At 70.5% G+C, this 25659-nt stretch carries 16 protein-coding genes; 2 read left to right on the top strand and 14 right to left on the bottom strand.

Annotation, left to right across the window (positions count from 1 at the left end):
- The first annotated feature begins 5 nt into the window (after positions 1–5).
- A complete protein-coding gene (locus IF46_RS0104630; protein ID WP_030487013.1) occupies positions 6–419 on the top strand; it encodes an Imm10 family immunity protein in 414 nt (137 codons plus the stop codon).
- A gap of 137 nt (positions 420–556) precedes the next feature.
- Here IF46_RS0104630 and IF46_RS0104625 read toward each other — a convergent pair whose 3' ends face one another.
- From IF46_RS0104625 to IF46_RS0104595, 7 genes are all read right to left on the bottom strand, one after another.
- Complete coding sequence (locus IF46_RS0104625; RefSeq protein ID WP_030487012.1) at positions 557–1099, bottom strand: hypothetical protein; 543 nt, start codon at positions 1097–1099, stop codon at positions 557–559.
- A 280-nt stretch (positions 1100–1379) separates the two neighbouring features.
- Positions 1380–1796, bottom strand: coding sequence for an NUDIX domain-containing protein (locus IF46_RS0104620; protein WP_030487011.1), 417 nt, complete (start codon positions 1794–1796; stop codon positions 1380–1382).
- A gap of 16 nt (positions 1797–1812) precedes the next feature.
- The gene (locus tag IF46_RS0104615) at positions 1813–2523 is read right to left on the bottom strand and encodes a siderophore-interacting protein (RefSeq protein WP_030487010.1); all 711 of its coding nucleotides are present in this window, start codon (positions 2521–2523) and stop codon (positions 1813–1815) included.
- A gap of 120 nt (positions 2524–2643) precedes the next feature.
- On the bottom strand, positions 2644–3984 hold the full coding sequence (locus tag IF46_RS0104610) for a M1 family metallopeptidase (protein ID WP_030487009.1): 1341 nt from the start codon (positions 3982–3984) through the stop codon (positions 2644–2646).
- A complete protein-coding gene (locus tag IF46_RS0104605) occupies positions 3981–7895 on the bottom strand; it encodes a Pls/PosA family non-ribosomal peptide synthetase (protein WP_030487008.1) in 3915 nt (1304 codons plus the stop codon). The genes IF46_RS0104610 and IF46_RS0104605 overlap by 4 nt, the downstream gene beginning before the upstream one ends.
- A 272-nt stretch (positions 7896–8167) precedes the next feature.
- Positions 8168–9253, bottom strand: a complete 1086-nt coding sequence (locus tag IF46_RS0104600; protein WP_030487007.1) for a hypothetical protein — start codon at positions 9251–9253, stop codon at positions 8168–8170.
- Between the two features lie 113 nt (positions 9254–9366).
- Positions 9367–10032, bottom strand: a complete 666-nt coding sequence (locus IF46_RS0104595) for an MOSC domain-containing protein (protein ID WP_030487006.1) — start codon at positions 10030–10032, stop codon at positions 9367–9369.
- 156 nt (positions 10033–10188) lie between these two features.
- On the opposite strand from IF46_RS0104595, the gene IF46_RS0104590 reads away from it, so the two are divergent.
- Positions 10189–10629: a hypothetical protein gene (locus IF46_RS0104590; RefSeq protein WP_030487005.1), complete on the top strand. Its 441-nt coding sequence runs from the start codon at positions 10189–10191 to the stop codon at positions 10627–10629.
- A gap of 28 nt (positions 10630–10657) precedes the next feature.
- Here IF46_RS0104590 and IF46_RS0104585 read toward each other — a convergent pair whose 3' ends face one another.
- The 7 genes from IF46_RS0104585 to IF46_RS0104555 form a co-directional block, all read right to left on the bottom strand.
- Positions 10658–11827 carry a glycoside hydrolase family 3 N-terminal domain-containing protein gene (locus tag IF46_RS0104585; RefSeq protein ID WP_232233931.1) on the bottom strand — a complete coding sequence of 390 codons (1170 nt, stop codon included), beginning with the start codon at positions 11825–11827 and terminating at the stop codon, positions 10658–10660.
- Positions 11828–11960: 133 nt separating this feature from the next.
- Positions 11961–15287 carry a GH92 family glycosyl hydrolase gene (locus IF46_RS0104580; RefSeq protein WP_030487003.1) on the bottom strand — a complete coding sequence of 1109 codons (3327 nt, stop codon included), beginning with the start codon at positions 15285–15287 and terminating at the stop codon, positions 11961–11963.
- A gap of 247 nt (positions 15288–15534) precedes the next feature.
- Positions 15535–18186, bottom strand: coding sequence for a hypothetical protein (locus IF46_RS0104575; protein WP_157562578.1), 2652 nt, complete (start codon positions 18184–18186; stop codon positions 15535–15537).
- Positions 18183–20741 (bottom strand): Clp protease N-terminal domain-containing protein, encoded by a 2559-nt coding sequence (locus tag IF46_RS0104570; protein WP_157562576.1) that lies wholly within the window; start codon positions 20739–20741, stop codon positions 18183–18185. Before IF46_RS0104570 ends, IF46_RS0104575 begins: the two co-directional genes overlap by 4 nt.
- Positions 20738–23746, bottom strand: coding sequence for a hypothetical protein (locus IF46_RS0104565; RefSeq protein WP_030487000.1), 3009 nt, complete (start codon positions 23744–23746; stop codon positions 20738–20740). Before IF46_RS0104565 ends, IF46_RS0104570 begins: the two co-directional genes overlap by 4 nt.
- Entirely contained in the window at positions 23736–24740 is a 1005-nt protein-coding gene (locus IF46_RS0104560) for a Clp protease N-terminal domain-containing protein (RefSeq protein WP_030486999.1), read from the bottom strand. The genes IF46_RS0104565 and IF46_RS0104560 overlap by 11 nt, the downstream gene beginning before the upstream one ends.
- Positions 24737–25459 (bottom strand): DUF6338 family protein, encoded by a 723-nt coding sequence (locus IF46_RS0104555; RefSeq protein ID WP_030486998.1) that lies wholly within the window; start codon positions 25457–25459, stop codon positions 24737–24739. Before IF46_RS0104555 ends, IF46_RS0104560 begins: the two co-directional genes overlap by 4 nt.
- Positions 25460–25659 lie beyond the last annotated feature (200 nt).

Below are 25659 nucleotides of genomic sequence, written 5' to 3'. Positions count from 1 at the left end.
AATCGATGAACACGCTGATTGCGAACGAGGTCGGCTTGGAGGCGGAGCAGCACCTGCTCATGGTCGGATTCGGTGAGTCTGACCATGAGGCGGGCCGTGACCTGATCTTCCAGTGCGACCTGAGGAATAACGATTACCCGCCCAGAAGCAACTGGCCGCAGGGGGAGACCTACTGTGTAGTGGACTCGGTCGGTCGCACAAGGTTCGGCGGCGTCAAGGAGGCGACGTTCCATGGCCACCAGTTGCGATTGGTGTTCGATGAGGAGACTGTTGCGGCATTGCAGCTTCCTGGGGCCGAGTGGAACGTGACGGTTGCTGATCTCCGAGTTGACATCGCTGAGATTCGTCGTCAGTTGAGTCGTATTCTCACGTGCGGTCGCCCAGAATTCCGTCCCCAGGTCCTGGACATCGAAGATTGATGCGCGCGATGGTGGTTTGCGACGGCGGCCGTGGATGGAGTTCCCGGTCCCTGATGTCGGTGGCCACCATGTCTGACCAGTCCTGGTTGCAGCCGGAGGCCGCGGCTTCGGCTGAGCACGAGTTTCCGTACGACCGCCTACGTGACGGTGGTCAAGCGCAGCGCCCGCACCGCCTCCTGCACTGCGGCGAGCGGTTTGCCGCAGGTGTCCACCGGCAGTCCCGGCCGGATCCATTGGCCTTGCGCGCCGAACAGCAGCAGGTTCGGTTCCCAGGGCATCTCCAGGGTGCAGGCCTCGACGGGGGTCGTGTCATTGGGCAGGCGCAGCGCGGCAAGAAGCGCCGTCACATCGGTGGCCCGGCCCTCGGTGAGGACCAGGTCCTCACCGCCGTCGGCGCGTCGCTTTGGCTCGCGCTGGCAGTGAACCGCGTACGCGACCGCGAATTCGGTGCCAAGGCGCGGCAGGGTGAGGGCATTGGGCGGACGCCCGTCGTCGCCGATCGGAGCGTTGACCGCGCAGGAGACCCACCTGGATCGGATCGCCGGCGTGCCGGTCACGGCAGGGGATGGCTGCGCCTCCCGCTCGTCGGTCGGTGCCTCGGCCACCGTTGGCGCACGCCCGCACGCAGCCAGTCCGGTCAGGATCATCACCACGACGAACCCTCCGACGATCGTTCGCATATCGCCCCTAGATGACGGAAGTGCCTAATTCGTACATCTCTGGGACGATGTCAGCTGCGATGCGGTTCCCGGCCACCGGCGGGTATTCGCTCATCCGAACCAGCGCGCGATCCTGGCGGGGTGACTAGCGGTCGAACGTCTGCACGCTGGTCCGGTACTGCGGTGTGGGCTGGGGCTCAGGATTGATCAGTACCGCGAAGTCGGGAAGTGCGGTGGGAGTTGGCTGTCCGGCGTCGTCTGCCTGTCCGGGTTCGGCATCCGCACGACCAGTCGGCCTTTCCTACTGGCCGTGGTGGGCGAGTACTCGTTGGATCGCCGCCGAGATGTACGGCGGGATCCGTAGCTCCGAGAGCCGTTGCGGCGCAAAGAAGCGAAGCTCGACGCCCTCGGTGAGAGGCAGCAGGTGCGGTTGACCGTTCCAGCGGCCGAAGAAGAAGGTGATCAGCTGGCCGGACCCGAACTCGTCCTGCACCTGAAACAGCTCGGTGATCTCGTCTAGCACCAGGCCCGCTTCTTCCAACAGTTCCCGCTCGACGGCCTGACGCGGGCTCTCGCCGGGGTCGCAGCCGCCGCCCAGCACGCTCCAGTAGCCGGGCCAGGAGATTCCCGAAATGTCGTCGCGCAGGTGCAGCAGGAGATCGCCGGAGTCATCGAAGATCAGGGCAACCGCACCCTGGTCCTGATCGCTATTGGTCATCCGCCCACCGTAACGATCAGTCGAGGCCGCTGCGGCCCTCGGCCCAGTACGCCTTGCCCTTGACCTGTCGGGGTTTCCGCTCCCACTCACGGCTGTCTCGACGCATCGCGTGCACCGTCGCCGCATCTCCAGTGACCACCAGCGTGTACGGCGTCTCAGGGGCAGCGTCGCGTGCCCGACGGAGGAGATCGACACGGTCGGCAGCCGTGGCGACAAGCGCCACTCGTTCGGTGAACCCGAGCTGGGCGAGAACGTCGGTGAGCTGGGTGGGATCGCGTGCCTCGAAGACGTACGACGCGTCGGCCGCAACGGTACGCAACGCGCAGGCGAGCGCCACGCTGGTCTCGTCCCCGACGAAGAGTACGGGACCGGCCGCCGCGCGCAGGTCGATCGAGCGTCGTGGCCCGAAGACCTCAGCCGTCTGACCTTCCGTCACCCGCCGCAACCACTGCGCCGCCGGTCCGTTCCCGTGTGCGTACGCGATCAGCTCGGTCACACCCCGGTCCGCATCCCAGCTGATCGGGGTGTACGTGCGCAGGCTCATCGAGCCGCGCCGGGGCCGGAACTGCAGTTTCGCCCCGGGCACCCACGTCGACTTCCGGAACGCCTCGGCCGACAACTCCAACCGCACGAACTCAGCCGAGAGGCGGCTGCAGCCGGTGACGTGGGCGTCGTGGAGCATTGCTCCGCTGGCAAGGTCTGCCAGGCGTTCGGCGAGTCCGGTCATCGTCGCTCACCCCACGTTCTCTCTCGAACGGTCGCAGGTCGTGCACCGGCATAGCCAGGGCAGGCTAATCCATCTGGCCGCCGGTCAGGTGATCGCCGGGCAATCGTTCCCATCGGGTGGTCAGCGCGGTAGCGGGGGCAGCGCCGGGCTGTCGAGCCAGGCGGCGAAGAGACCGTCCAGGGGTTCGTGGGTGAAGCGCTGGGCGTGTGACCGGAACTGCTCGGTCGTCACCGTGGCGTGCTGGTGCTCGGCGACCCAGGCCCGCAGCAGCGCGAAGAACGACTCGTCGCCGACCTTCTTGCGCAGCGCGTGCACGGTGAGCGCGCCACGCTTGTAGACAAGCGGGTCGAACATCCGGGCGACGCCGGGGTCGGCGACGATGACGTCCCGGGGGAGGGCCGCGACCCGCGCGTACCACTGCGCGGCCAGGGCGTCCGCCGGCAGGTCGCCGCAGACGCCGGACCACAACCACTCGGCGTACGTGGCGAAGCCCTCGTTGAGCCAGATGTGCCGCCAGTCGGCCACGGTGAGGCTGTTGCCGAACCACTGGTGGGCCAGCTCGTGCACGACGAGCCGCTCGTGCGTGCGCAGACCGTCGACGTGGTTCTTGCCGAAGACGGCCATGCCCTGCGCCTCGACCGGGTCGTCGAGGTCGTCGTCGGCGACCACGACGACGTACTCCCGGAACGGGTACGGCCCGAAGAGCCGCTGCAACGTCGTCATGATCTGGCCGTGTCGGCCGAAGTCGTGGGCGACGTTCCTGCGCAGCGCGGGGGGAATCGCGGCGCGCTGCACCACTCCGCCAACCGCCAGGTCCACCAGCTCGTAGCGTCCGATCTGGACGCTCATCAGGTACGGCGGGGTGGGCTCCTGCCGCTCGTACACCCAGGTGGTGCTGCCCGCGCCACGCCGCCGCTGCACCGGATCGCCGGTCACCAGCACGGTGTACGGGGCGGGGGCCGTGATCGCCACCCGGAAGGTCGCCTTGGCGCCGGGCTGGTCGTCGCAGGGAAACCACGACGGGGCACCGTTCGGCTGGCTGGCCACCAGCGCCCCGTCGGTCAGCTCCTCCCACCCCAGCTCGCCCCACCGGCCGGCGATCGGCACCGGCTTGCCCGCGTACCGGATCTCCACCCGGAAGGTGTCTCCGACGCCGATCGGCCGCTCGGGCTTGATCTGCAGCTTGTCCGGCCGGTGGACGTACTTCGTTGGGCGCCCGTCCACGCGGACATCCTGGACGCGGAGCCGGCCGAGGTCGAGGGTGAACCGCGACAGCGGCTGCGTGGCCGTCGCGGTGATGTCGGCCCGGCCGGCGAGCCGGTTGGACACGACCCGGTAGTCGAGGTCGAGGTCGTAGTGCAGCACCCGGTAGCCGCCGTTGCCGTGCTCGGGCAGGTACGAGTCGCCCGAGCGCTCAGCGCCGGGCGTGGCACCGCCCGACGCCGATGCGTTCGGGCTCATCTGGCCCGCGCGGTCGGTGCGGGCCAGGTCGCGATCGGGTTGCCCAGCCACCGGCTGTCGCAGGGCACGGCGTCGCCGCGGGTCACCAGCGAACCGGGGCCGACTGTGGTCCGCGCGCCGATGCTCGCGCCCGGGAGAACGATGCCGTGCGGGCCCAGCGCGGCTCCCGCGCCCAACTCCACCGTGTCCATGCTCATGACACGATCATGGAACAGGTGGGTCTGCACCACACAACCGCGGTTCACCGTGGCGCCGTCACCGAGGCGCACCAGGTCGTACTCGGGAAGCCAGTAGGTCTCCAGCCAGACGCCCCGGCCGATCTTCGCGCCGAGCGTGCGCAGCCACGCCGCGAGCAGCGGCGTGCCGGTCGCGAAGCGGACCAACCACGGTGCGGCGAGGACCTCGACGAACGTGTCGGCAAGCTCGTTGCGCCACACGAAGGAGGTCCACAGCGCGCGCTCGGTGACCCGGAACCGCCCGACCAGCAGCCACTTGGCGGCCGTCGCGATGGCGGCGGCGGCGATCGCCGCACCCAACAGCACCGGCCCAGAGGCGAGCGCGGCCACGCCCCACCCTGCGGTCTGCCAGACGTACGCGAGCACGGCCAGGACACCGACCGCCAGGGCGGCGGCGACAATCACCGGGACGATCCGGCACAGCTCGATCGCGGACCGGGCCAGCTTCAGCCGAAGCGGCGGCTCGAAGGTGCGGCTGGTGTCGGCGGCTTCCACCGTGCGGCGCAGCGGCATTGGCGGCGCGCCGAGCCACGACGAGTCCTTCTTCGCCTTACGCGGCGCCGACGACAGCACGCCGACGAGCCCGCGCTTGGGCACCGATCGGCCGGGCGCCGCCATCCCGGAGTTACCGAGGAACGCCTGCTTGCCGATGCGCGCCGGGGCGACGCGCAGCCACCCGTGGCTCAACTCGTAGGTCGCGACCATTGTGTCGTCGGCCAGGAACGCCCCGTCGGCGACCGTGGTCATCGTGGGCAGCGCGAGCACCGTGGAGGCCTCCACCCCGCGACCCACCTTGGCGCCCAGCAGCCGCAACCACACCGGCGTGAAGAGGCTGGCGTAGAGCGGGAACAGCCCGACCCGGGCCATTCCCATCAGCCGCTCGGTCGTCCACACCTGCCACGCCACCCGCCCCTGCACCCGGTGGTAGCCGGCGCGCAGGCCGATGCTGAGCGCCCGGATGGCCCCGAGCACCAGCAGCGCGTAGCCCACGACGTAGGCGACGGTCGCCACCGCGACGGCGGCCAGGACCGCGCCGACCGTCGGTCGGGTCGTGAGCGTCCAGCCGAGCAGGGCGAGCGACGGCAGCGCGGCGACGATCGGCACCAGCCCCAGCAACTGCGCGGTCAACCCGTACGTCATCGGCCAGAGGCGTGCCCCCATCCGCGTACGCGGGGGACGCTGCTCGGGCCACTCGGCCGGATCCTTGGCAGCGGGGGCGGCCGGTGAACCCGCCCAGAGTTGGTTCGCCGGTACGGCGCCGGTCACGGTCGAGCCGGCGGCGATGCGCGTCCCCTTGCCGACCCGTGCGCCCGGCATGAGGGTGCTGCGGGACCCGACCCGGGCCCCCGCGCCGACGCGCACCTTGCCGATGTGGACGACATCGCCGTCCACCCAGTGGCCAGCCAGATCGACCTCCGGCTCGATGGCCGCGCCGCGGCCGAGCTTCAGCAGGCCGGTGACCGGCGGGGCGGAGTGCAGGTCGACGTCGGCGCCGATCTGCGCGCCGAGCGCCTTCGCGTACGTGATCATCCAGGATGCGCCGGCGACGCTTGTGGCGCCGGTCAACTCGGCGAGCCGTTCGGCTGCCCACAGCCGCAGGTGCACGCTGCCCCCGCGCGGATAACTACCCGGGCGTACGCCGCGAAGCAACAGCCGTGCTCCTCCGGCGGCCAGGGCGATCCGCCCGGGCGGGCTGAACAGCAACGCCCAGCCCAGCGCAACCCACCACCAGGACACGGTCGGCGCCCAGGGCGCCGGAGCGAGCAGAGTGAGGACGTTGCCGAGGGCGGCCAGGACGGTCATCCAGCGCAGCCCGACCAGCGCGAGCATCGGCACCATCAGCACGGCCTGGATCAGGCCAGCGCGTCGTGGCGTCGGCCGGACCTCCCGGCGAGCTGCCACAGTGGTGTCGAGCGCGTCGAGCACGGCCGCGAGCTTCGACAACTTCGGGTGCAGGTAGATGTCGGCGACCGAGACCTGGGGGTGCCGACGTCGGATCCACGCCACCAGTTGCGCGGCGTTCAGGCTGCCGCCGCCGTGGGTGAAGAAGTCCGCGTCCGCCTCGCTGGGGCGTACGCCCAGAATCTCGGCCCAGCCGCCGGCGAGCCACTCCTCGGTCGGGGTCAGCTCACCCTCGGCGTCCGCGGCGGTGGCCAGTGGCCAGGGCAGCGCGGCCCGGTCCACCTTGCCGGACGTTCGGGTGGGCAGCGCGTCGATCACGGCCAGCAGCGGAACGAGCGCGGCCGGCAGTTGCTCACGAATGCGCAGCGCCGCCGTCGCGGCGTCGAATGCGACGCCGTCGTGGGGGACCACGTACCCCACCAGCAGTTGGTTGCCCGCGGCGGTCCGCTGCACGGCGGCGGCGGCACCGGCGACTCCCGGAAGTGCCTGTAGTGCCGCGTCGATCTCACCCAGCTCGATCCGGCGTCCGCCGAGCTTGACCTGTTCGTCGCCGCGTCCGACGAACAGCAGTCCCTCGGGCTCGGCCCGGACGATGTCCCCGCTGCGGTAGGCCCGCTGCCAGCCGAGCGCCGGCAGCATCGCGAACTTCTCGGCGTCCTTCACCGGATCCAGGTAGCGGGCGAGGCCCACCCCGCCGATCACCAGCTCGCCGGCCTGGCCCATCTCGACCGGGGCGCCGGACCCGTCGACGACCGCGAGATCCCACCCGGCCAGCGGCAGTCCGATGCGTACCGGCCCCTCACCGGTCATCCGCGCGGCGCAGGCGACCACAGTGGCCTCGGTCGGCCCGTAGGTGTTCCAGACCTCGCGGCCCTCCACCGCCAGGCGCTGCGCGAGCTCCGGTGGGCAGGCCTCCCCACCGAAGATCAGCAGCCGGACCTCGTCCAACGCCTCGACCGGCCACAGGGCAGCGAGCGTCGGCACGGTCGAGACCACGGAGATGCGCTGCTGCGCCAGCCACGGCCCGAGGTCGACGCCGCTGCGGACCAGCGACCGCGCGGCCGGCACCAGACAGGCGCCGTGCCGCCACGCCAGCCACATCTCCTCGCACGACGCGTCGAAGGCCACCGACAATCCGGCCAGGACCCGGTCGTGCGGGCCGATCGCCTCATTGGCCTCGCCGACCAGGAACAACTGCGCCTCGGCGTCGACGAATGCCGCCGCCGCGCCGTGGCTTACCGCGACACCCTTCGGGGTGCCCGTCGAGCCAGAGGTGAAGATGATCCAGGCGTCGTCGTCCGGGCCGGGCCGGCCGTGCTGACCCCCGGGGGTACGCCGCAGCGACACCGTCAGCCCGTCACCGAGCACCGCGGCGACGCCCGCCTCGGCGAAGACGAGCTCGGCGCGTTCCTCGGGATCGTCGGCGTCGACCGGCACGTAGGCCGCGCCGGCCGCGAGCACGCCGAGGATCGCCAGGTACAGCTCGGCCGTGCCGGATGAGATCCGGACGCCCACCCGGTCGCCGACACCGATCCCGTTGGCGGCGAGCGACGCCCGGACGGCCTGCACCTCGTCGGCCAGCTCGCGGTACGTCAGCGCCGTGGCACCGTTGTCGAGAGCGGAGGCCCCGGGGTGTGCGCGTACGGTCTCGTCGAGAATGTCGACGAGCGTGCGGCGGATCGGGGCAGCGGAGGAACGGAACACCGCCGGGGCTGTCGGTGCGGTGGCTACCGGCGGGAGCGTGCCCAGCCGCAGATCAGTCGTCACGGTCACCGGGCGTGCACCATCTTCACCTCGCGGGTCGGCGTCATCCAGGCGTGCGGCATGCGGACCCGCCCTGGGCAACCCTCGACGCTACGTCGCGACATCGCAAACTGCCGACATAGCACCGGATTCGTGTCCACCACCACAGCGAATCGCTCAGGGCCGACGACTGATTGTCCGGTATCGGGCGCTGCGTGCCATCCGGGTCACTCGTAGCCGCGTGATGCGAAAGTGCCGGCGGTGACAGCGTTTGCGCTGTCACCGCCGGCGCAGCGAGGGGGTCAGAGCCGGGAGGTGAAGGTGGCCAGGAAGCGGTGCGGGGTGACCACGCCGGCGTTGTCGAAGCAGATCACGTCGACGTCGGCGTCGGTGGTGTATGTCCAGGATTGGGTGAGGTGGCAGTAGTTGCTGCCGGAGCCCTGCGCCACCACCTGGGCGTGCGTCTCCTTGAGACCGATCTGCGGGAAGGTCGCCAGATAGCGGCCGGCGGGGGCGATCGGCACCACCGTGTTCGCCCCGACGCCGAGCACCGAGTTGTCGTTCGTCGGCCCGCCGACTGCGGTACCCAGGTAACCGAAGTACGACGGCGGGCCGAGGGAGCCGATCACCGGCCGCCGACGGTGGTACGAGAGGGCGAAGTCGGTGTTGATGAACGCGCCGGCCTGGTCGTAGCAGAAGACGTACACCCGCACGTCGCTGCCGACCACGTTCCAGGAGTAGACCTTGCACCGGCGGGGACCGGCGTTCGGCTGCACGGCGGTGACCTGCACGTTGCCGGCGAGCACGCCGGCCAGCCCCACCGCGGGCAGCTGCACCAGGTATTGCCCGACGCCGACCGGTCCGACCGTGTTGACCGCGCCTGTGGAGTTGTACGACTGCACCACCGCGCCACCACCCCACTGCGCGTACGCGTGGGAGGTGCCGGCGGGCAGCACGCCCGAACTGGTCGTCCAGAGAACGGTGAACGGGGTGTCGTCGCGGGTGCCACCGGGCTTGTGGCACTGCACGTCGACGATCTCGTCGACGCCGGACTGGAACCAGCGAACCACCTCGCAGTAGTGCCCGGTCCGGTTCACCGGGGTCACGTGCGGCACGCCTCGTGAGCTGGCGCCCACCTGCGGGAACCGAACCTGGAACCGGCCCGGTGCGAGCTTGATGCCGTCGGCCCAGGCGGCCGGGAACGCGGTCTTCCAGCTACCCCACTGCCGGCTGGTGTCCAGCACGGTCCAGACCGACACGGTGGGGTCCTTGACGTACGCGAAACCCCAGCGGTCGGCGGTGGCCGCCGAGGCGGGTGCCGGCGGCGCGAGTGCGCTGGCGGCCAGAACCGCGGCCAGTGCCGCGGTGACGAACGATCGGAGACGCACGTGGTCCTCCATTCGACAGGGACGTGTCGGGAAGGAGTGTGCCGGTGGTGACGCCGTGGTCACAGTCGGCTACCCCGTGCTCCGGTGTCGGGTGTGCGCCAGTCGCAACCGAGCTACCGCCGTCGCTGGGGAAGCCGCTCCGTGAGGGTCTCGCGCAGATCGTCGGGCAGTCCGTCAATCTCGACCAGCTCGGGCAGCAGACCCGGTTCGGTCAGGTACGCCCGGAACGCCCGCGCGATCGTTACCCCGTGCTCCGGGCGGTCCTCCACGGTGACCGGATCGCCGGCACACACCTCACCCGGCTCCAGCACGCGCAGGTACGCGCCCGGGCGGCTCGCCCGGCCGAAGGTCTTCACCCAGCGCGGCTCGCCCATCTTGACCTGGAACGTGACGCACGGGATGCGCCCGAAGGTCGGCTGGAGGACCAACCGTGGACCGATGCGCCACCGTTCGCCGATGACCGCGCCGTTGACGTCAACTCCTTCGGTCGTCAGATTCTCGCCGAAGAGCCCGTTGGACAACCGGCGGCTCAATCGCGCCTGCCACCAGTCGTAGTCCTCTCGCGCGTACGCGTAGACGGCCTGGTCGTCACCGCCGTGGTGCTCGATGTCGAAGATCTGGTCACCGACCAGGCCGCTGTGCAGCCCGGTCGTCTTGGGCCCCGGCGCCCGTACGGCCACCAGGCGATCGACCGGCTGTTTGTTGATACCCGTGACACCAACGTCCTTGGCCGGGTTGGGCTCGGGCACCGCCAGATTGACCGAGACAATTCTGCTCACGCCCGCAACCTAAACGCCCTGACGACCGTACGCCGAGCGATTTTCCGCCATCCGGTCGTGGAGCAGGTCCCGGCCAGGGGTAGGCGTTGGCGGTTGGCGGTGCTCGCCGGGGGTGGGGATGTCGTTGGTCGGGGCCCGACGGGCTAATTTGCTCGGATGAGTCTCCTCGATGACGTCGCGAGGCGTGACAGTTGGCGATGCTGGGTGTGCGATGAGGCGGTCGACGCCGACATGTCGGTGAACGACCCGCGTGGTCCCAGCGTCGACAGCCGCACCGCCGACAAGAAGGCCAAGGTCACCGAGCGACTGGCGCACCGCGCCTGCAACACCCGCAAGGGCGCGGTCAAGGTGGTCATCGCCTGGCCGGACCGGCTGCACGTGGTGGAACCCGCGCCACTGATCACCGTCGCCGAGCGACTCGAACGCAAGGGTGGCCGCGAGTTGGTCGCCCGCTGTCCGAGCAGGAAGGACGCCCAGGAGGCGGCGGACTGGTTGGTCGACCGGTTCTCGCGGCTGGTGCCTGGACTGCCGGTGACCGCAAGCGTCGACGCTGGAGGCGGACAGTATCTTGTCGCCCTAGCCGCCGGCCGCCGCTGACGGAGGCCCTGCCCACAGGCGCCGGGGATCAGCGCTTCGGGCGGAGGGTGTCGACCCGGGCGACCGATTGGTCGATGCGCGCCTCGGTCAGCTTCCCGCTGCGGACCAGCCCGACCACCACGTCCAGCGTCTTCGTGAAGATATTCGGTTCGTACACCTGTTGGTTGGCGAAGACGAGCAGGTCGACGCCGGCCTGCAACGCCAGGTGGACGGCCTCGGCGGTGCCGTACTGACGGGTGATGGCGACCGCCTGCATGTCGTCGCTGACCACCGGGCCCTGCCAGCCGAGTTCGCCGCGGAGCAGGTCCGTGATGACCTTCGGCGACAGCGAGGCGGGCCGGTTCGGATCCAGTTGTTTGTTGAGCACGTGCGCCGCCAACACCGAGTCCGCCAGACCAGCCCGGATCAGTCGTCGGAACGGCTCCAGCTCGGTGCGGTGCCAGGTGGAGCTGACGTCGACGACCTCGAAGTCGGTGTTGCCCGCGGCGCTTCCGATGCCCGGGAAGTGCTTGAGTGAGGTCTTGACGTTCGCGGCCCGGTGCGCCTTGATCTCCTCGGTGGCGTTGCTGACGACCACGTCAGGGTCGGCGGAGAAGCTGCGGTCGAGCGCCCCGATCGCCCGGCTCTCGGGGTTGATGTTCAGATCGACGACCGGCGCGTAGTTGAGGTTGACCCCGACCCGGGTGAGGCTGTCGACGAGTCCCCGTGCCCACTGGCGGGTCGCCGGCGCGGAGTTCTCGGCGCCGATCTCGGCTTCGGATCTGGTGGCGGGGAAACCGTTGCTCGGGTTGAGACGCGCGGTCCGCCCGCCTTCCTGGTCGATCGAGACGATGAGTCGGCCCGACGCGGCGCTCTTCAGGTCCCGGATCAGCGTGGTGACCTGCTGCGGTGAGCGGACGTTGCGGGCGGTGTCGGTCTCCAGGTCGCGGTCGAAGAGGATCACCCCGCCGAGACCGTCTCTGATCGCCTTGACGATCCAGTCGTCGCGGTTCACCCGGTCACCGCGGAAGCCCACCACGAGCAGACTCGCGATCTTGCGCCGCAGCGCTGCCGCGTCCGGCGTAGCGCTCGTCGTCGCGCGGGTCGGCTGCGGCGTGGGTACGGTGGACCGGGCCGCCTGGCAGGCGGTGAGCGCGGCCACGGCGGCCGAGCCGGCCCCGGTGAGCAGCAACCGACGAGGCAGACGTGATCCGTTCACGTCCGAACGCTATGCTCCGCCGTTCGTCGCCGACCCGCGAAACGCGAGCCCCTCACCCATCCGATGCCAGTGCGGGCCTGCTCCGCCTCGCGGCAGAGCAGGCCCGCACGTCATTCGGCGGTCCGGACCAGGGTTAGGCCGTCGCCACCCCGAAGAGGTGGATGACGCCGCCCTCGGCGGTGGTGGGCAGCGTGAGGCTGGCGAGCCGCTTGCCCGGTTGCAGGTCGATCGGGGCCGTCGCGAAGACGTACGTGGCCACCGGGTCGATGCCGCTACCCAGCACATCGCGGTACGTGGTGTGCACCGCCGTCACGTTGCCGAACGACGGCTGGTCGCCCCCGCCGCCCAGCGTCCAGTCGCTGAAGCCGATGGCAGCCTCCTGCGTCGTGCCGTCGGTGTAGGTAAGCGTCACCGTGCCGCTGGTGGCACCGAACGCGGCGCTGCCCAGCAGGCTCAGCTTGGTGTCGCCCTCGGCCGCTTGGACGCTGAGCACCTGGCCCCCGCCGCCGACCAGGATGTTGTCCGGGTCGCCCGGCGCCACGTTCGGCCAGGTGAAGTCGAACCCGTCGACCGACACGGTGGACCCCGGCTTCACCCCGGCGGCTTCGAGCGCCTTGGCGGAGTAGCTCCACCCTCCGGTGTCGAAGTTGGCCTGCGGGTTGGTGTCGTCGGCCGAGATGCCGTTGTTGTTGAGGTTCCACAGCACGCTGTCGCGCACGGCGACCGTCACCGGGATCTGCACGGTGGGCAGCGCCGTACCGGAGGTGGTGGTGGCGGTCACCGTGACGGCGTAGGCGCCCGGCTTGAGGTTGGCCGCCGCCGAAACGGAGAGCTCCCTGCTGCCCTGACCGTCGCCGGTCAGCTTGAACTCACCCTGCGCGGGAGTGACGGTCAGCCCGGCCGGCGCGCTGACCTTCCACCGCACGGCGGTGGGAGTGTCGGTGAGCGCCTGAACCTTGTACGTCGTACCCGAGGCGGTGCCCGGCTCGACCTTGAGCATCTGCAGGCTCGCACCGGTCAGGTACGGCCGCCGACCGTCGCCGTACGAGGGCGGGGCGTCATCGGGGGAGCTGCCCCACGACTTGTTGGGCTTGGCGCCGAGCGCGAAGTCGACGGTGCCACCCTTGTTGACGAGGGTGTCGGAGACCCAGCTCCGGTTCGACTTCTTGCCGTTCACCTTGACCGACTGGATGTACTTGTTCTTGGCCGAGGCGTCCGGCGCGTTGATCGTGATCTTGCGGCCGTGCCCGGCCTCGATCACGGCGCGCGGGAAGAGCGGTGCGGAGAGCACCAGGTCGGCCCGGCTCGGGTTCTGCGGGTACATGCCCAGCGCCGAGAAGACGTACCACGACGACATGGTGCCGGCGTCGTCGTTGCCCGGGATGCCGCCGGGGGCGTTGCTCCAGAGCTGGTCCAACACGGCCCGGACCGTCTCCTGGGTCTTGTACGGCACGCCGAAGTAGTTGTAGAGATACGGCGCGTTCATGTCCGGTTCGTTGGTGGGGTCGTACCGGGTGAGGTCGCGGGCCGAGAAGTCGAAGCTGCCGTCCGGGGTCCGGAAGAAGTCGTCGAGCCGCTGCTCGGCCGCCTTGTTGCCGCCCATGGCGCGGGCCAGGCCGGCGACGTCGGAATAGACCATCCAGGTGTAACGGGCGCTGCTGCCCTCGACGAAGCCGCTCTCGGTCGCCGGGTGGAAGGTGCGGTCCGCCCACGTGCCGTCGGCCTTGCGGGAGCGCATGTAGCCACCCTGCGGGGTCGCGGTCACGTCGAATACGTTGCTCCAGGTGCCCGACCGCTTGAGGAAGGTCCGCTGGTTCGCCCGGTCGCCGACCTGCCCGGCGAGCTCGGCGAGCGCGAAGTCGGCGACCGCGTCCTCCATCGTCTCGGCCGCGCCACCCCAGCAGGAGCAGCCGTCGGCCGGTACGTAGCCCAGCTCCAGGTACTTGTCGAGCGCGGGACGCTGACCGACGCACGCCACGTTGCAGCCAGCGCTGTCGGAGTCGTTGGCGTTCGGCACCGTCGCCGCGGTGATCAGCGAACGGAGGGCGCCCTTGACGTCGAAGTCCCGCCCGCCGAAGGCGTGGATGCCGGCGACCGCGGGGGCCGACGGGTCACCGGACATGACGCTCGTCTTGCCGTGCTGGAGCAGCCAGCGGTCCCACTCGCCGCCACGCTGGGTGGCGTAGTTGAACAGCGACTGCGCATAGTCGCTGCCCGCCTTCGGGTTGATCAGCGTCATCAGCTGCACCTGAGCGCGGTACTGGTCCCAGCCGGAGAAGGTGCCGTACTGCGCCTCCTGGCCCTTGGTCAGCCGGTGGGGCTTGCCGTCGGCGCCGAGGTAGCGGCCGTCCACGTCACTGGTGAGCGTGGGTTCGAGCATCGAGTGGTACAGCGCGGTGTAGAAGGTGCTGAGCTGGTCGGCGGTGCCGCCACCAACCTTGATCTTGCCCAGTGCGCGCTGCCAGTCCGCCGTCGCCTCCGCGCGGACCGCGTCGAAGGTCTTCTTCTGCGGGTTCTCCGCCCGCAGGTTGGCCTCGGCGTTGTCCGAGCTGAGGTAGGAGATGGCAACCTTCACGCCGACCTGGGTGGTGCCCTTGGCGAAGGTGACGTAGGCGCCGGAGCCCTTGCCCGGCACGGGGTTGCCCGCGTCGAGGCCGGTGCCGCCCGCAGCCGTCGAGGCGCCCGGCGTCAGGGTGCCGTCCTGCCACGTGCCGACCTTGGCGAAGGGCTGGTCGAAGTGGGCGGTGAAGTGCAGCGTGTACAGGGCCTTGCGGTTGTTCTCGCTGTGCGGGCCGCAGAAGTTGCCCGCGGTGACCGAACCGGTGACGGTCCGTGCCGCGGCGTCCACCCGTACGGTGGCGTCGGTGCTGCCGGTCTCCGAGTTTGAGGTGCGGAACAGCATGCTGGCGGGCTGGTTGGCCGGGAAGCCGAACCGGCCCGAGCCGGTGCGCGCGGTGCTGGTCAGCTCCGCCGATGCGCCACTGTCGAGGCCCACCCGGTAGTACCCGGCGCGCGCCGTCTCGTTCTGGTGGGAGAAGCTGCTCGCGTACGTCGCGTCGGAGGTGTCGACGGAGGGTGAGGAGGTGACGTCACCCACGTGCGGCATGATCGGAATGTCGCCGGCGCCGCCGTTGCAGCCGACCCCGTTGAGATGGGTGAGGCTGAAACCGCGGATCCGAGACGCGCCGTACTCGTAGCCACCGGGCGCCGGGGTCGAGGTCTGCTTGCCGGTGCTGGTCTGCGGGCTCCAGGCCAGCATGCCGAAGGGGCGTACCGCTCCGGGGTAGGTGTTGCCGAGGTTCGTGGAGCCGATCAGCGGGTTGACGTACGCGGCGGGGTCGGTGACCAACTGCGGAGCCGAGGCGGCCGAGGCCGGCGTGCCCGCGGAGACCGCCGACAGCGCCGCCACGGCCACGGCCGTGACAGCGGCGAAGGCTCGGCGTTTCGCGGTATGCGTCACGCGCGCCGATGTGTCTGACACAGTGTCTGCCCTTCGATTGACACCGTGTGCGGGAAGCGCGACGGGGGTCGCCCATCACGCTCCACTCCATGCGTGCCGGAGCCGCACACGGCTTTGACAACGTTGTCTAGTCCATCAGGGATGCTCGTCTCTCATCGAAGTCCTGTCAAGATCCCGATCGCGAGATCGGGTGGCGGGAGGTGTGGCGATGTTCAGCGGCGTGGGCGGGGATAGGCCAGACAGGGCGTCAGTCGCCCGCCGGGGTGAGTACCTCCAGCACGACCTCGCACCCGTTGGCGGTCTCCGGCAGGGCGGCCGCCATCTGTCGTAGCTGGGTGGCCGCATCTCGGACCAGGTAGGGCGCCGGCGACGATGCGGTTGCTTCGTGCATCGCCCGAATCGCCGCGTCCGGTTCGCCGCGCGCCACCAGCAACCGGGGCAGGTCGAGGGGGTGCAGTGTCGCGCGCAGCGCCATGGCGGCGTCTAGTTCGGCAACGGCTTCCTGGCGGTGGCCGGTCGCCAATAGCGCCAGCCCGTATGCCGCGTGTGCGCCCCCTTCGTCCGGACCCAGGTCCACGGCGAGATGACCCTCACGGACTGCGCCGTCGCCGAGGAGTAGGAGCAGCGACGTTTCGGACAGCTCGGCTCGCGTCGTCCAATACTCCGGCTGAATCCGTGCCGCCCCTTCCAGGTCCTCGTGTGCGGCCAATAGGTGGCCCAGCCGGGTTCGGAGAACGCCGCGTACATGACGCGCGTGGTGCTGCCCGGGATCGAGCGCCAGCGACTCGTCCAACGCGGCGATAGCCTCGTCGCGCCGCTGCGCCCGCCAGTGCACCAGTCCGTACGCGGCCAGGCAGCGTGCCGCCAGCGGCGGGTATCGCTCGGCCACGGCTGCCAGCTCCGCGAGGGCGTCCTCGTCGCGCAGCAGCTCGGAGGCACGCTCGGCCCACCGGAGCCGGAGCATCGCGGCGGCGTCGGTGCCCTCGGCTACCACGTCGACGGCCTTGTCTATCAACGCCAGCGCGGCATCGGTCCGGCCGGCATCCCAGAGCACGTCCTCGATGGCGAGTAGCCGTCGGTGCGGGAAGGCGCTAACGGGGTACCCAAGCTTGATCTGGGCCTCGCGCTGCAGCGCGTCGATACGTTCCGCCTCGCGGTCCAGTAGTCGAAGGCATCCGGCCCGCAGTCGGTGTGTCTCAGCCTCGTCGGCGGCGTCCGCCGGGGGGAGTGGGCCTGCGGCGAGCGCTTCGTCCAGCATGGACAGTGCCGTCGCCGGCCGCTCCGGCAGCGTACGTTGAGCTATCTCACGGTAGATCCGGAAGCGAAGAGCAGCGTCGCTGCGGAGGCCGCGAGCAAGGGAAAGCGCCTCTCGGGCAGCGCCGGTCGCCGAAGGCTGCGCGTGCATCGAGGTCAACAGCTGTTCGCCGTACGCGCTGGCGAAGCGCGCGGGATCACGTTCGGCCAGAACCCTGAGCACTTCGGTGCGTTCGTCGTTGATGTCGTAGGTAATGCGGGGCGGCGCATCATGCAGAGACCTGGCGTGCAGCATCTCGAGGGCGCTCGCGATTGCGGGCAGCGGGTCCTCGCCGGACATGGCTGCGAGCCGGAACTGAGAGTCCACGGTCGCGGCGGTCGCGCTCGCCCAGTCGCCATGGGCGAGGTGGATGGCGGTGACGTCCTCGCCCAGCCGCCGCACAGTGTCGCGGCCAGCCTCGGTGGTGTCATTGTCCCGGTACAGCTCGGCCGCCTCGACCAGCAGGGGGATCCGGCCGTGGGTCACGCCGACGTCGCGCAGGCAGATCGCCTGCCGGCGCAGCACCCATGCCATGTCCTCCCAGCCGAGCGCGTCGTCGGTACCGGCCTCGGACCGGACGATCCGCAGTTCGGCCCGCGACGCCTCCAGCGCTAGCTGGGGATACCCCATGCGATCGCCGTAGAGGGCCAGTGTGCCTACCGTGAGCCGGTCGCCGGGGGTGAACCGGACCGGGTCGGTGGCGCGTAGTCGTCCGAATACGTCGACCAGTCGTGAGACCAGCGCCTCGGCGTCTTCCGACGTCAGCCAGCTCCGGCCGGGATCACTACCGACGAGGTCACTCCAGCGCTTCACCAGGGATCTGTCGGAATACCAGTAGAGACCCGGGTTACGTCGGTTGGCAGCCGGGAGATCGGTCTTCAGGAGCATCGCCCGGTCGGTGGCGCCCCTTGCCGCGAGCGTCGTGGCCGCGAGCGCGGCGTCCGGTGCCGAGGGGCCCTGACCGGACACGGTCCTGGCCCAGCCGAGCTCCATGAGGGCATCTGGATATCGGCGCGCGGCCGGCCGCCCTCGCCGGCGTAGCCGGCGGACCGGCCGGAGCCGTTCGAAGTCGGCGCGAGCGAGGGCGAACTGCTCCGCCGCCTTCTGTGCCTGGCCGCAGGTCTGCAGGGCTTCGGCGCACGCGAGCCGGGCGAAAGCGCGCTCGCGGCGGTCGCCACCGCGCAGCGCCAGGCCCTCGTCGCCGGCGAAGGCAGCGATGACCGCCGCGGCGAGGTGGGTGCGGCGCCGCAGCGACGGGCTCCACCGGGCACGTGCGCGGGCCTCGCCGAGGTTACGCTGCGCCTCCTCCCACTCGCCGTCCGAGGCATCCACCAGGGCAATGAGCAGCAGGGGCGGCACCTCAGCCCGGCCGAGGACGGCCTCCTCGAAGGCGGCGTGAGCGCACACCCGGGCCAGCTTCGAACAGCTGAGCGCGTACGCCAGCCAGGCGGCTTCCATCAGGATCGGCCGGCGGCACATCGTCGTCTCGGCCGGATGGTCGGCCAGGACACTGAGGTATTCGTCCAGGGCGGCCGCGAAGTTTCCCTGCGCACGCAGACTCCGAGCGCGTTCGAGGGGCTCGCCTGCGTGCCGGCATCGTGTCAAGGTGTGCTCCGCTCGACATCTCGGGCCCGACGGGCGGCCGGCGTCAGCACCGGCACCGGCGGCAGCAGCAGGCCGTGCCGATCGAGCGACGACGCCTCGCGGACGTCCTCGGGCGTGACGAAACGCTCGCCACGCCGTGCTGCCCGTTCGCACGCTGCTCGCGTGCCCGGCCCGCGCGCCGGATCGGCGGCCGGTTCCTCGCCTCCCACGGCCCGGCATAGATGCTCCAGGTCGACACCCCATTCGCCGGCGGCATCGGCCCTGCGCCGAGCGTCGGCGAGCGTCGCACGAGCCGCGCGGCTGACCCGCACGGTGCCGCGACTGCCGGGTACGGGGGAGAGCAGGACCTTTCCCTGGTACGCGTCGGCTCCGGCGGCGAGGTGTTCCACGTCGAGGACCCGGCCCGGCCCGGCCTGCGCGAGGTCCAGCGCGTGACCGATCGCGAGCCAGGCCGGCAGGGTGAGCCGGTGCTGGTGAACGATCTCACCGGCGGTGAACAGTGGACCGGTGCGGTCCTGCAGGACCGGCCCGGCAAATGCGGCGTCGGCGCGCACGCGGACCTCCTCCAGGTCGGCGCCGCCGGCCCGCATGACGGCGGCGCCGGCGCCGCACGGATTCGCGACCACCGCCATGAGTAGGTGGGTGGCGCGGACGCGGGTGGCGCCGAGCCTGATCGCGATCGATGCTGCGTCGCGGACGAGGACGGCTAGTGCCGGATCGAGAGCTTGTGAGGTGGTTTCGGATCGGTGGTACCACGAGCCGACCAGCGTCCACAGGTCCTCGGCGGCCAGGCCGACGCCGGCGAGGATCTCGGCGCAGTCGCCGTCGCGCGTGACTGCGAGCACCAGGTGTTCCGCCCCGACGTGACCGTGGCCAAGTTCGCGGGCCTTGTCGAGCGCGAGGAGCAGGGTCCAGCAGCGGCCGCCGGCCGCCGCCATCAAGGACGCCATCCACGGCGGGTCCGCCGGAGGCGGCTCGACGGCCTCCACCTCTGGCATCGGTTTCGGCGGGGCGGGCGGGTCCGCGGCCACTGCCACGGGCGGTCCCGTCCGGGCGGCCGGTGCCGCATCGTGCAGCTCGACGTCGGGTTCGATGTCGAGCCCGGGCACGAGCCGATGCCTGGCCGCGCGGAACGTCTCCGGGTCTTTGGCGGCCAATCTGTCGAACAGCGCCTCGGCTCGGGCGTGGGCACCCGCAGCCTGCTCGCGCTCTGTCGCGGTGACCGGCCACGGCGAGCTGATCGGCGGCTCCGTGCTGCCGGAGATGCTCTGTGACGTGGCCGCGATCTGCCGGCGCAGGCGCAGCCATTCCACCTGCCGGCGATGGTCGGTGAAGGTGTGCAGCCCGAGATCGGCGAAGCGCCGGGCCCGCTGGAGCCTCTCCGCGGCCTTGGCGTCCCTGCCGTGGCGGTGCTCGAACTGCGCCCGGATCAGCAGCATCCGTGCGCCGGTCAGGTTCTCGTCGAGGTACCAGGCCAGGTTGGTGGCGAGGTCGGCCGCCGCACTGTCTTCGGCGGAGAGCTCCTCGTCTCTGGCCAGCACCGCTGCGACCTCCCCGGCGACGGCGAGGGTGAACAATCGCCAGGCGTACTGGTGCTGGGGCGGAACCCGAACGGCGCCGTCCGAACGCCGGAATTCCGCCGCGTCGAGCTCCAGCTCATGGCGTACCGAGAAGAAGGCACGCTCGGCGCCCTCCCCGTCACCGGCCGCCAGCAGCCGCCAGGCCGCGGAGAGCGTCAGCCGATGCCGTTCGAGGGCTTCCCGTAGGGTCAGTTGTTGCTCGCTGAGGGCATCGGCGAGCTCTCTGGTGAGCTCGTCCGGGGTTCTGATCCGGCGGCCTGCCAGACGTATCTGCGCCGCTGTCCACCGCACGTACCGCTCGGTGGCCCGGTTCGCCTGCGTGAGGCGCTGGGCTTGGCGGAGGCTACGGGCTGCCTGGTCGAGGTCGCCAAGCTCGGCGTACGCGGCCGCCCGGGTGGCGTGGGCGCGTACGGCGATGACCGCTAGCCGGCCGGTCGGATCGCGGGGCACTCCGCGCAGCACGGCCGCGCCTAGCTCGGCCGCGAGCGTGCAGTCACCAGCGGACCGGGCCGCCTCGGCCGTCCGGAGCAGGAGAGTTCGATCGCACGACGATTCGGCTGGATGGTCAGCGATGATCGCGAGATAGCCGTCGGTCGCCCCGTCGGCGAGCCCGATGCCGGCTAGCCGGTCGGCGGCTTCGATGCGCTCAGCCAGGCCGTGTCCGCAGCGCAGGCGAGGTGCCGCGGGCGGTAGCGTGATGCGCCGTTTGCGTGCGCGTGCCCACCGCGCGAAGACGGCCTTGAACCCGAGGTCCCACCCCAGGCGGCAGGCGGCGGCCCAGAGTAGGTACCGATAGGGAATCTCCAGCCACATCAGACTGGCGGCAGTCACCAGCAGGCCGACGATCCAGTGCCGGGGAACGCTCGCATAGACCAGCACGACGACGCCAGCGCGCCACCAGCCCAGGTTCTGGAGACACGCGGCGGCGAGCAAGGGCAGCGGCAGCCACCGCACCAGGTACGACAGGATGATCACGGCGTGACCCACCCTGTTCCCACGTACGCCAGCGCCAGCCACAGCACGGGGTAGGTGCGCTGCCCGTCGCGCCAGCGGGCGAGTTCGGCCAACTGCACCCGGCGCAGCTCGCTCACTGGCGCCGTGCCGGACGAGAGGCCCGCGATGAGCCCGTCGGTCATCCGCTTGAGGTGCGTGCTGGCGTAGACGGTGTACAGGGCGCAGCACACGTGGGAGGCGCCGGCCAGGACGACCGCCGATCCGAGGCCGAGCCACTCGCTCGCCGGAGTCTGTCCCGCGATCAAGCTCGGCGGAGGCCCGATGCCGATGCTGCCGCAGCCGATCAGTACGACCCGCTCCGGCATATCGAAGGCCCGGTTGGCCGCATCTCCGGAGCCACCGCCCTCGTTGCCGGCCCCGGTGCCGACCAGATCGCTCATGGTGAGCCGGTCTACCGGGCCCGGCTCGGCAGCGGTGAGACGCAGCCCGCCAGCCGCCGTGTTGCCGGGCACCGCGTCGACGTGGCCGATCAGGGTCAGCAGCCAGGCACGGTCCTCGTTCATGGCGTGTAGCAGGTCGCGGCACTGCTGTTTGGTCAGCGGGCCACGGACGATTCGGTCGACACCCTCCGGACGTTCGAGGACCCGCATGTCGTCGTCGCCGTGCGGGGCGACAATCGCCAGCCGGGCTGGCCACCCGCCCGGCGTCGGGCCGGTGCGCGATCTGCGCGCCGCGTGTACGACACCCCAGGACGGCATGTGCACAACGGCCGCGCGTTCGATGACTCGCAGGTCGCGGTGAGGTGCCAGCGGTAGCCCTGCGACGGGCAGATGCCCGAGCGCGGTCGGCAGCGAAACGACAAGCGTGGCGTCGCCCGCCGTGCGGTGCAGGCCCTCGGCCAGCGGCCGGGGCAGGAAGGCAGCCGCGACCCGGGCGAGTAGATCGAGTTCCGCCTGCGGTCCGGCCGAGCGACCCAACGCGCCGGCCACGACGCGGTCGCGGACCTGTTCGGCATCTTCGCCGGGACGGCTGAACGGCAGGGCGTCGAGCAGATCACCGTACGCGGCCGCCGCCGGCGTGCCCTCCGAGAGGGGGATGCGACCGTGGCTCCACCGACCGGCCGGGTCACGCACGGCCCAGTAGCAGTCGTCGAGGACGGTGACGGCGCTCCAGTACCACGTCCGCGGTCCAATGGCGCTGAGCTCGCGGTCCAAGCCGATCTCGGCGATCTTCGGGTCCAGGCTGGGCAGCCGCAGGTTGGACCCGATGCGCACCCGCGGCGGCTGCCGTACCGGGCTCAACCCCTGCAACGCGGCCACTGTGGCGACTTCCTCGGCGACCTCGGCGCTATCCGCGCCGCCGACATGCTCGACGTCGTCTGCGGTAGCGTCCAGAGCGGCAAGAGCCGAGAGGGTACGCGCGTCGGCCACCGCGGGCAGGACCTCTCCCCGCGTCAGCTCGATGATCTCCGCAACCAGGGCGCTGTCACCGCCCGCGCTGGCCATCGCCAGGGTCGTGCTGTGCGCGTCGAGTTGAGTCCGGCTCCATGAGTCACGCCAGGCTGCCGACGGCAGCATGTACCGCCCGTGCTGCGCGGCGGTCAGGGCCGATCCGGCCTGGATCAGGGCGGTCGTGCCCTCCCCGGCCGCATCGTCCAGCTTGGCCAGCAACAGCCGCCCGGTCGTCGCCGCGAGCGGCCGCGTGCCGGCGTCGAGCATCGCCAGCGCGGTGACCACGTCTCGGCGCGGGTCGAGCCGGGCACGGTCCTGGCGTTGGAGTTGCACACTGGCCCGCAGCAACAGGTCGTTCGCGGTCTCGTCTCGACTGCTGAACATCGCGGTTCGCCCGTCCTCGCCACCGACCAGCTGTTCCAAGCTGACGGCGGCTTCCTCCAGCAAGCCGTGCGTAATCATCAGCCGGACCAGCCACATCTCGGTGAGATGCAGCAGATCGAACTGGCGACGTCGGACGGCCATCAGGCGGTAGTGGTGTATCAGGCGGATGGCCTCCTCGAACGGCGCCGCCACGACGTACTGCTGCGCCTCGGCAAGCAGCAGCTCACGGGAGTACCGGCGACACGATCGCGGCGTCAGCAACTCGATCGCCTCCCGCCGCCACCGCCCGGCCTCCGGGTTGCCGGTGACGGCCAGCAGACTCGCGAGCTGGGCGAGACACCACCCGCGGACCGTGTCCGGCATCGGGCGCTCCCGAGCGGTCGCCCGCGCGGCGAGGGCGAGAGCGTCCTCGATGTCGCCCTTGTCGAGTGCGAGCAGGGATCGGCAGATCTCCACCATCGGCTCAACGGCTGCCGGCAGATCGTCGCAGCGCGCCACGAACGGCTCTGCCACACCGGCCCGGGCAGAGGTGGCGAGGTCGACGGCGTTGGCCAGCCGGGTGGAGCGTCCGGTGACCAGCAAGCGGATCCGAATCGGCAGCGGGACCATGCCGAGGATCGGCCCCCGAGCCCACCATGGCTGTCTGAGCATCCGTGCCACGTCGCGGTAGAGGAACAGAAGCCACTGGAGCGAGACGGCCAGTAGGCAATACCACCACCCGCCGGGGTCGACAGAAACCGCACCGGCCACCGTCAGAACGACGAGGACGACCGATGGCCGGTCGCGCCGGCCGACGAAGAGGAGCGCCACCGCAAGAATCGCCAACTGGACCGCAGCACGGTCATCGATCGGCCGTAGGAGCAGAACCAGGCCCGCCAATACGCCCAGCGCGGTGCCGATCCGGTACAGCGCTGGCGCTGCGAGGGTGCCGAGCAGAGGCCGCACCCAGTCGGACTGGAACCAGCCGAGAACACGCCGGCCGGTTCGCGCTGCCCGGATCGTGCGACGGGCGCTCAGCGCCTGCAACAGGGTTTCCACCGCGTGCAGGAGCCCCGACGAGCGTGCGGCGATCACGACATCGACGTACGTGGACAAGTCGTCGAGCTCGCGTCCCCGGGCGGCGTACTGCCGCAGCCAATCCGCTGCCTCCGTCTCGGCGTCGGGAAGAGCTGCCCGCCGGTCAGTCCCCATCGTCAACCCCCAGCCTGCGCCGAAGCATGCTCTCCCCGGCACTCCTGGTCGCGCGGCGGATGTCACGCAGGGTGGTCTCGGGCTTGCCGAGGTCGACCCGCTTCATGCAGAGCTCGTACCACGAGCTGACAGCTCCGGCGGCGACCGTCAGGACGAGAGCGATCGCCACCGGCGTGGGGCACAGGACCAGCGCGACTGCGGTAAACGCCAACCATATCGTCGTCCGCAGATTTGTCGGCGTGCCGAACACGGGTGCCAGAACCAGGTATAGCCACCAATCCATGCCGTAACGCAGCGCGACGAGCAGAGTGGCGATCACCAACGCTTGGTGGGCCAAATGGAACCGGGCCCAGCGCCTGGACCGGACCATGCCGTACGGAGACGATGTGGCGTTGGAGCCCGCCGGCATCCGGGTGTCCAGGAGCCGTTTGACCACGGCCGACCGGCTGCGATTCGTTCTGGTCTGCAACTCGGTGATCTCGGGTGTCTCCGGTGCGAGAAACACCTGCTGCACCGGTGACGGCGCGAACGCACGGTCCTCTGACGTCATGTTCCGGCTGGCGCGCGCGACCCCCGTACGCAAAGTGTCAAGATCGATCCTTGCGCGGCGCAGCGGTGCCAGTTCGACGTCGTCCAAGCCCGCGAGCGCTGCGGTGAGGTGTACCGAACCGATGACGTCGTCTCCGGCGCGTCGGCGCTCCCCGTCGGCGCGGGCAAGGAGGGTCTTCATCCGCTCGTTGCGGGCCTCCGGGCCGAACTGTGCTTCATCAGGCGAGGACCACGCGTCGAGTAGGCCGCGCGGCAGGATGCCGACGGCTGCCAGTGCCGCACTCGCCAGGCTGCCCGGCGCCGACAGGACCGCGATTGCGACGTCGGAGAGCCGGGGTGCGAGCTCTCCGCGACAAGCCGCGCGGCTGCGCGCGACGGCGAGTGCGCCCGACACCACATGGTTCACCTGGTAGGCGCCCCACGACTCCGGCACCGTTGCGGTCACGATGACGCTCCTGCGGGCGGTCCGGTAGTAGGCGGCACTGCCGGATCGGGCACCACGTAGGTGACCGTGAGTAGGACGATGCGGCGAGCGCTCACCGACACGGCGTTGACCGACGGGAGGACCACGGCGTCCGGATCCTCCGCCGCCCGGTACAGGATCTCACCACTCAGGGTGAGCTCACGATCCCCGCTCTCCACCGGAGCCTTGCTGTAACTGTGTAACCGGCCCGCCACATAGGTGCCGTCGTCAAGTGCGCAGCCGACGTGGATCGTCGACTCAGGATGCTCGTGGAACAGCAGCCACCACGCTGACTGCTGCTCGCGGACGCGGCGCGCACGATCGCGGCGCTGGCTCAACCATCGGGCCGGCAGGCGCTTCTCCCATGGTTCCAGCCCGAACAAGATGGCGATAGCGATGGCCAGTCCGAGGAAGGCAAGCAGCCACCAGGTGACGAGGGCGAGATGCGCGGCGCTGTACTGCGCCGGGTCGAGCAGGATCATGGAAAGGTTCGGGGTGCGTAGTGAATCCACGACGGTCACCAGGCCCAGGGTGGCAAAGGCGACAAGGTCGATGGCGACGCTGGCAAACACGATGGAGAGTAATTCCTGGACAGCGGTGTCCACTCTCTCGGGCCGCCGACGGAGCATGAGTTTGTGGTACACGTAACCGGGAAGCGCGAAGACGATGGTGAGAAACAGGCCGACGATCGTTGTGGGCATCCGCACTCCACATCAGCGACTCACAATGTGACGTACAGTAGGGTCGAATGACCGTGCTGTCCATAGCTCTCGAAGGCGGCAAATGTCCGACGATCAGCGAATCAGCAGCGACACTCCGACACCCGCCGACGATCTTCTGGACGAGGACGACGACCTGGGCGGCTCGCTGGGTCAGACTCCGGTTTCGTCCCAGCGGCCGC

Source organism: Micromonospora chokoriensis, assembly GCF_000718555.1.
In the GTDB taxonomy this organism is placed as follows: domain Bacteria; phylum Actinomycetota; class Actinomycetes; order Mycobacteriales; family Micromonosporaceae; genus Micromonospora; species Micromonospora chokoriensis_B.
The sequence above is the reverse complement of the archived record's forward strand: the minus strand, read 5'-3'. Positions and strand labels throughout refer to the sequence as shown.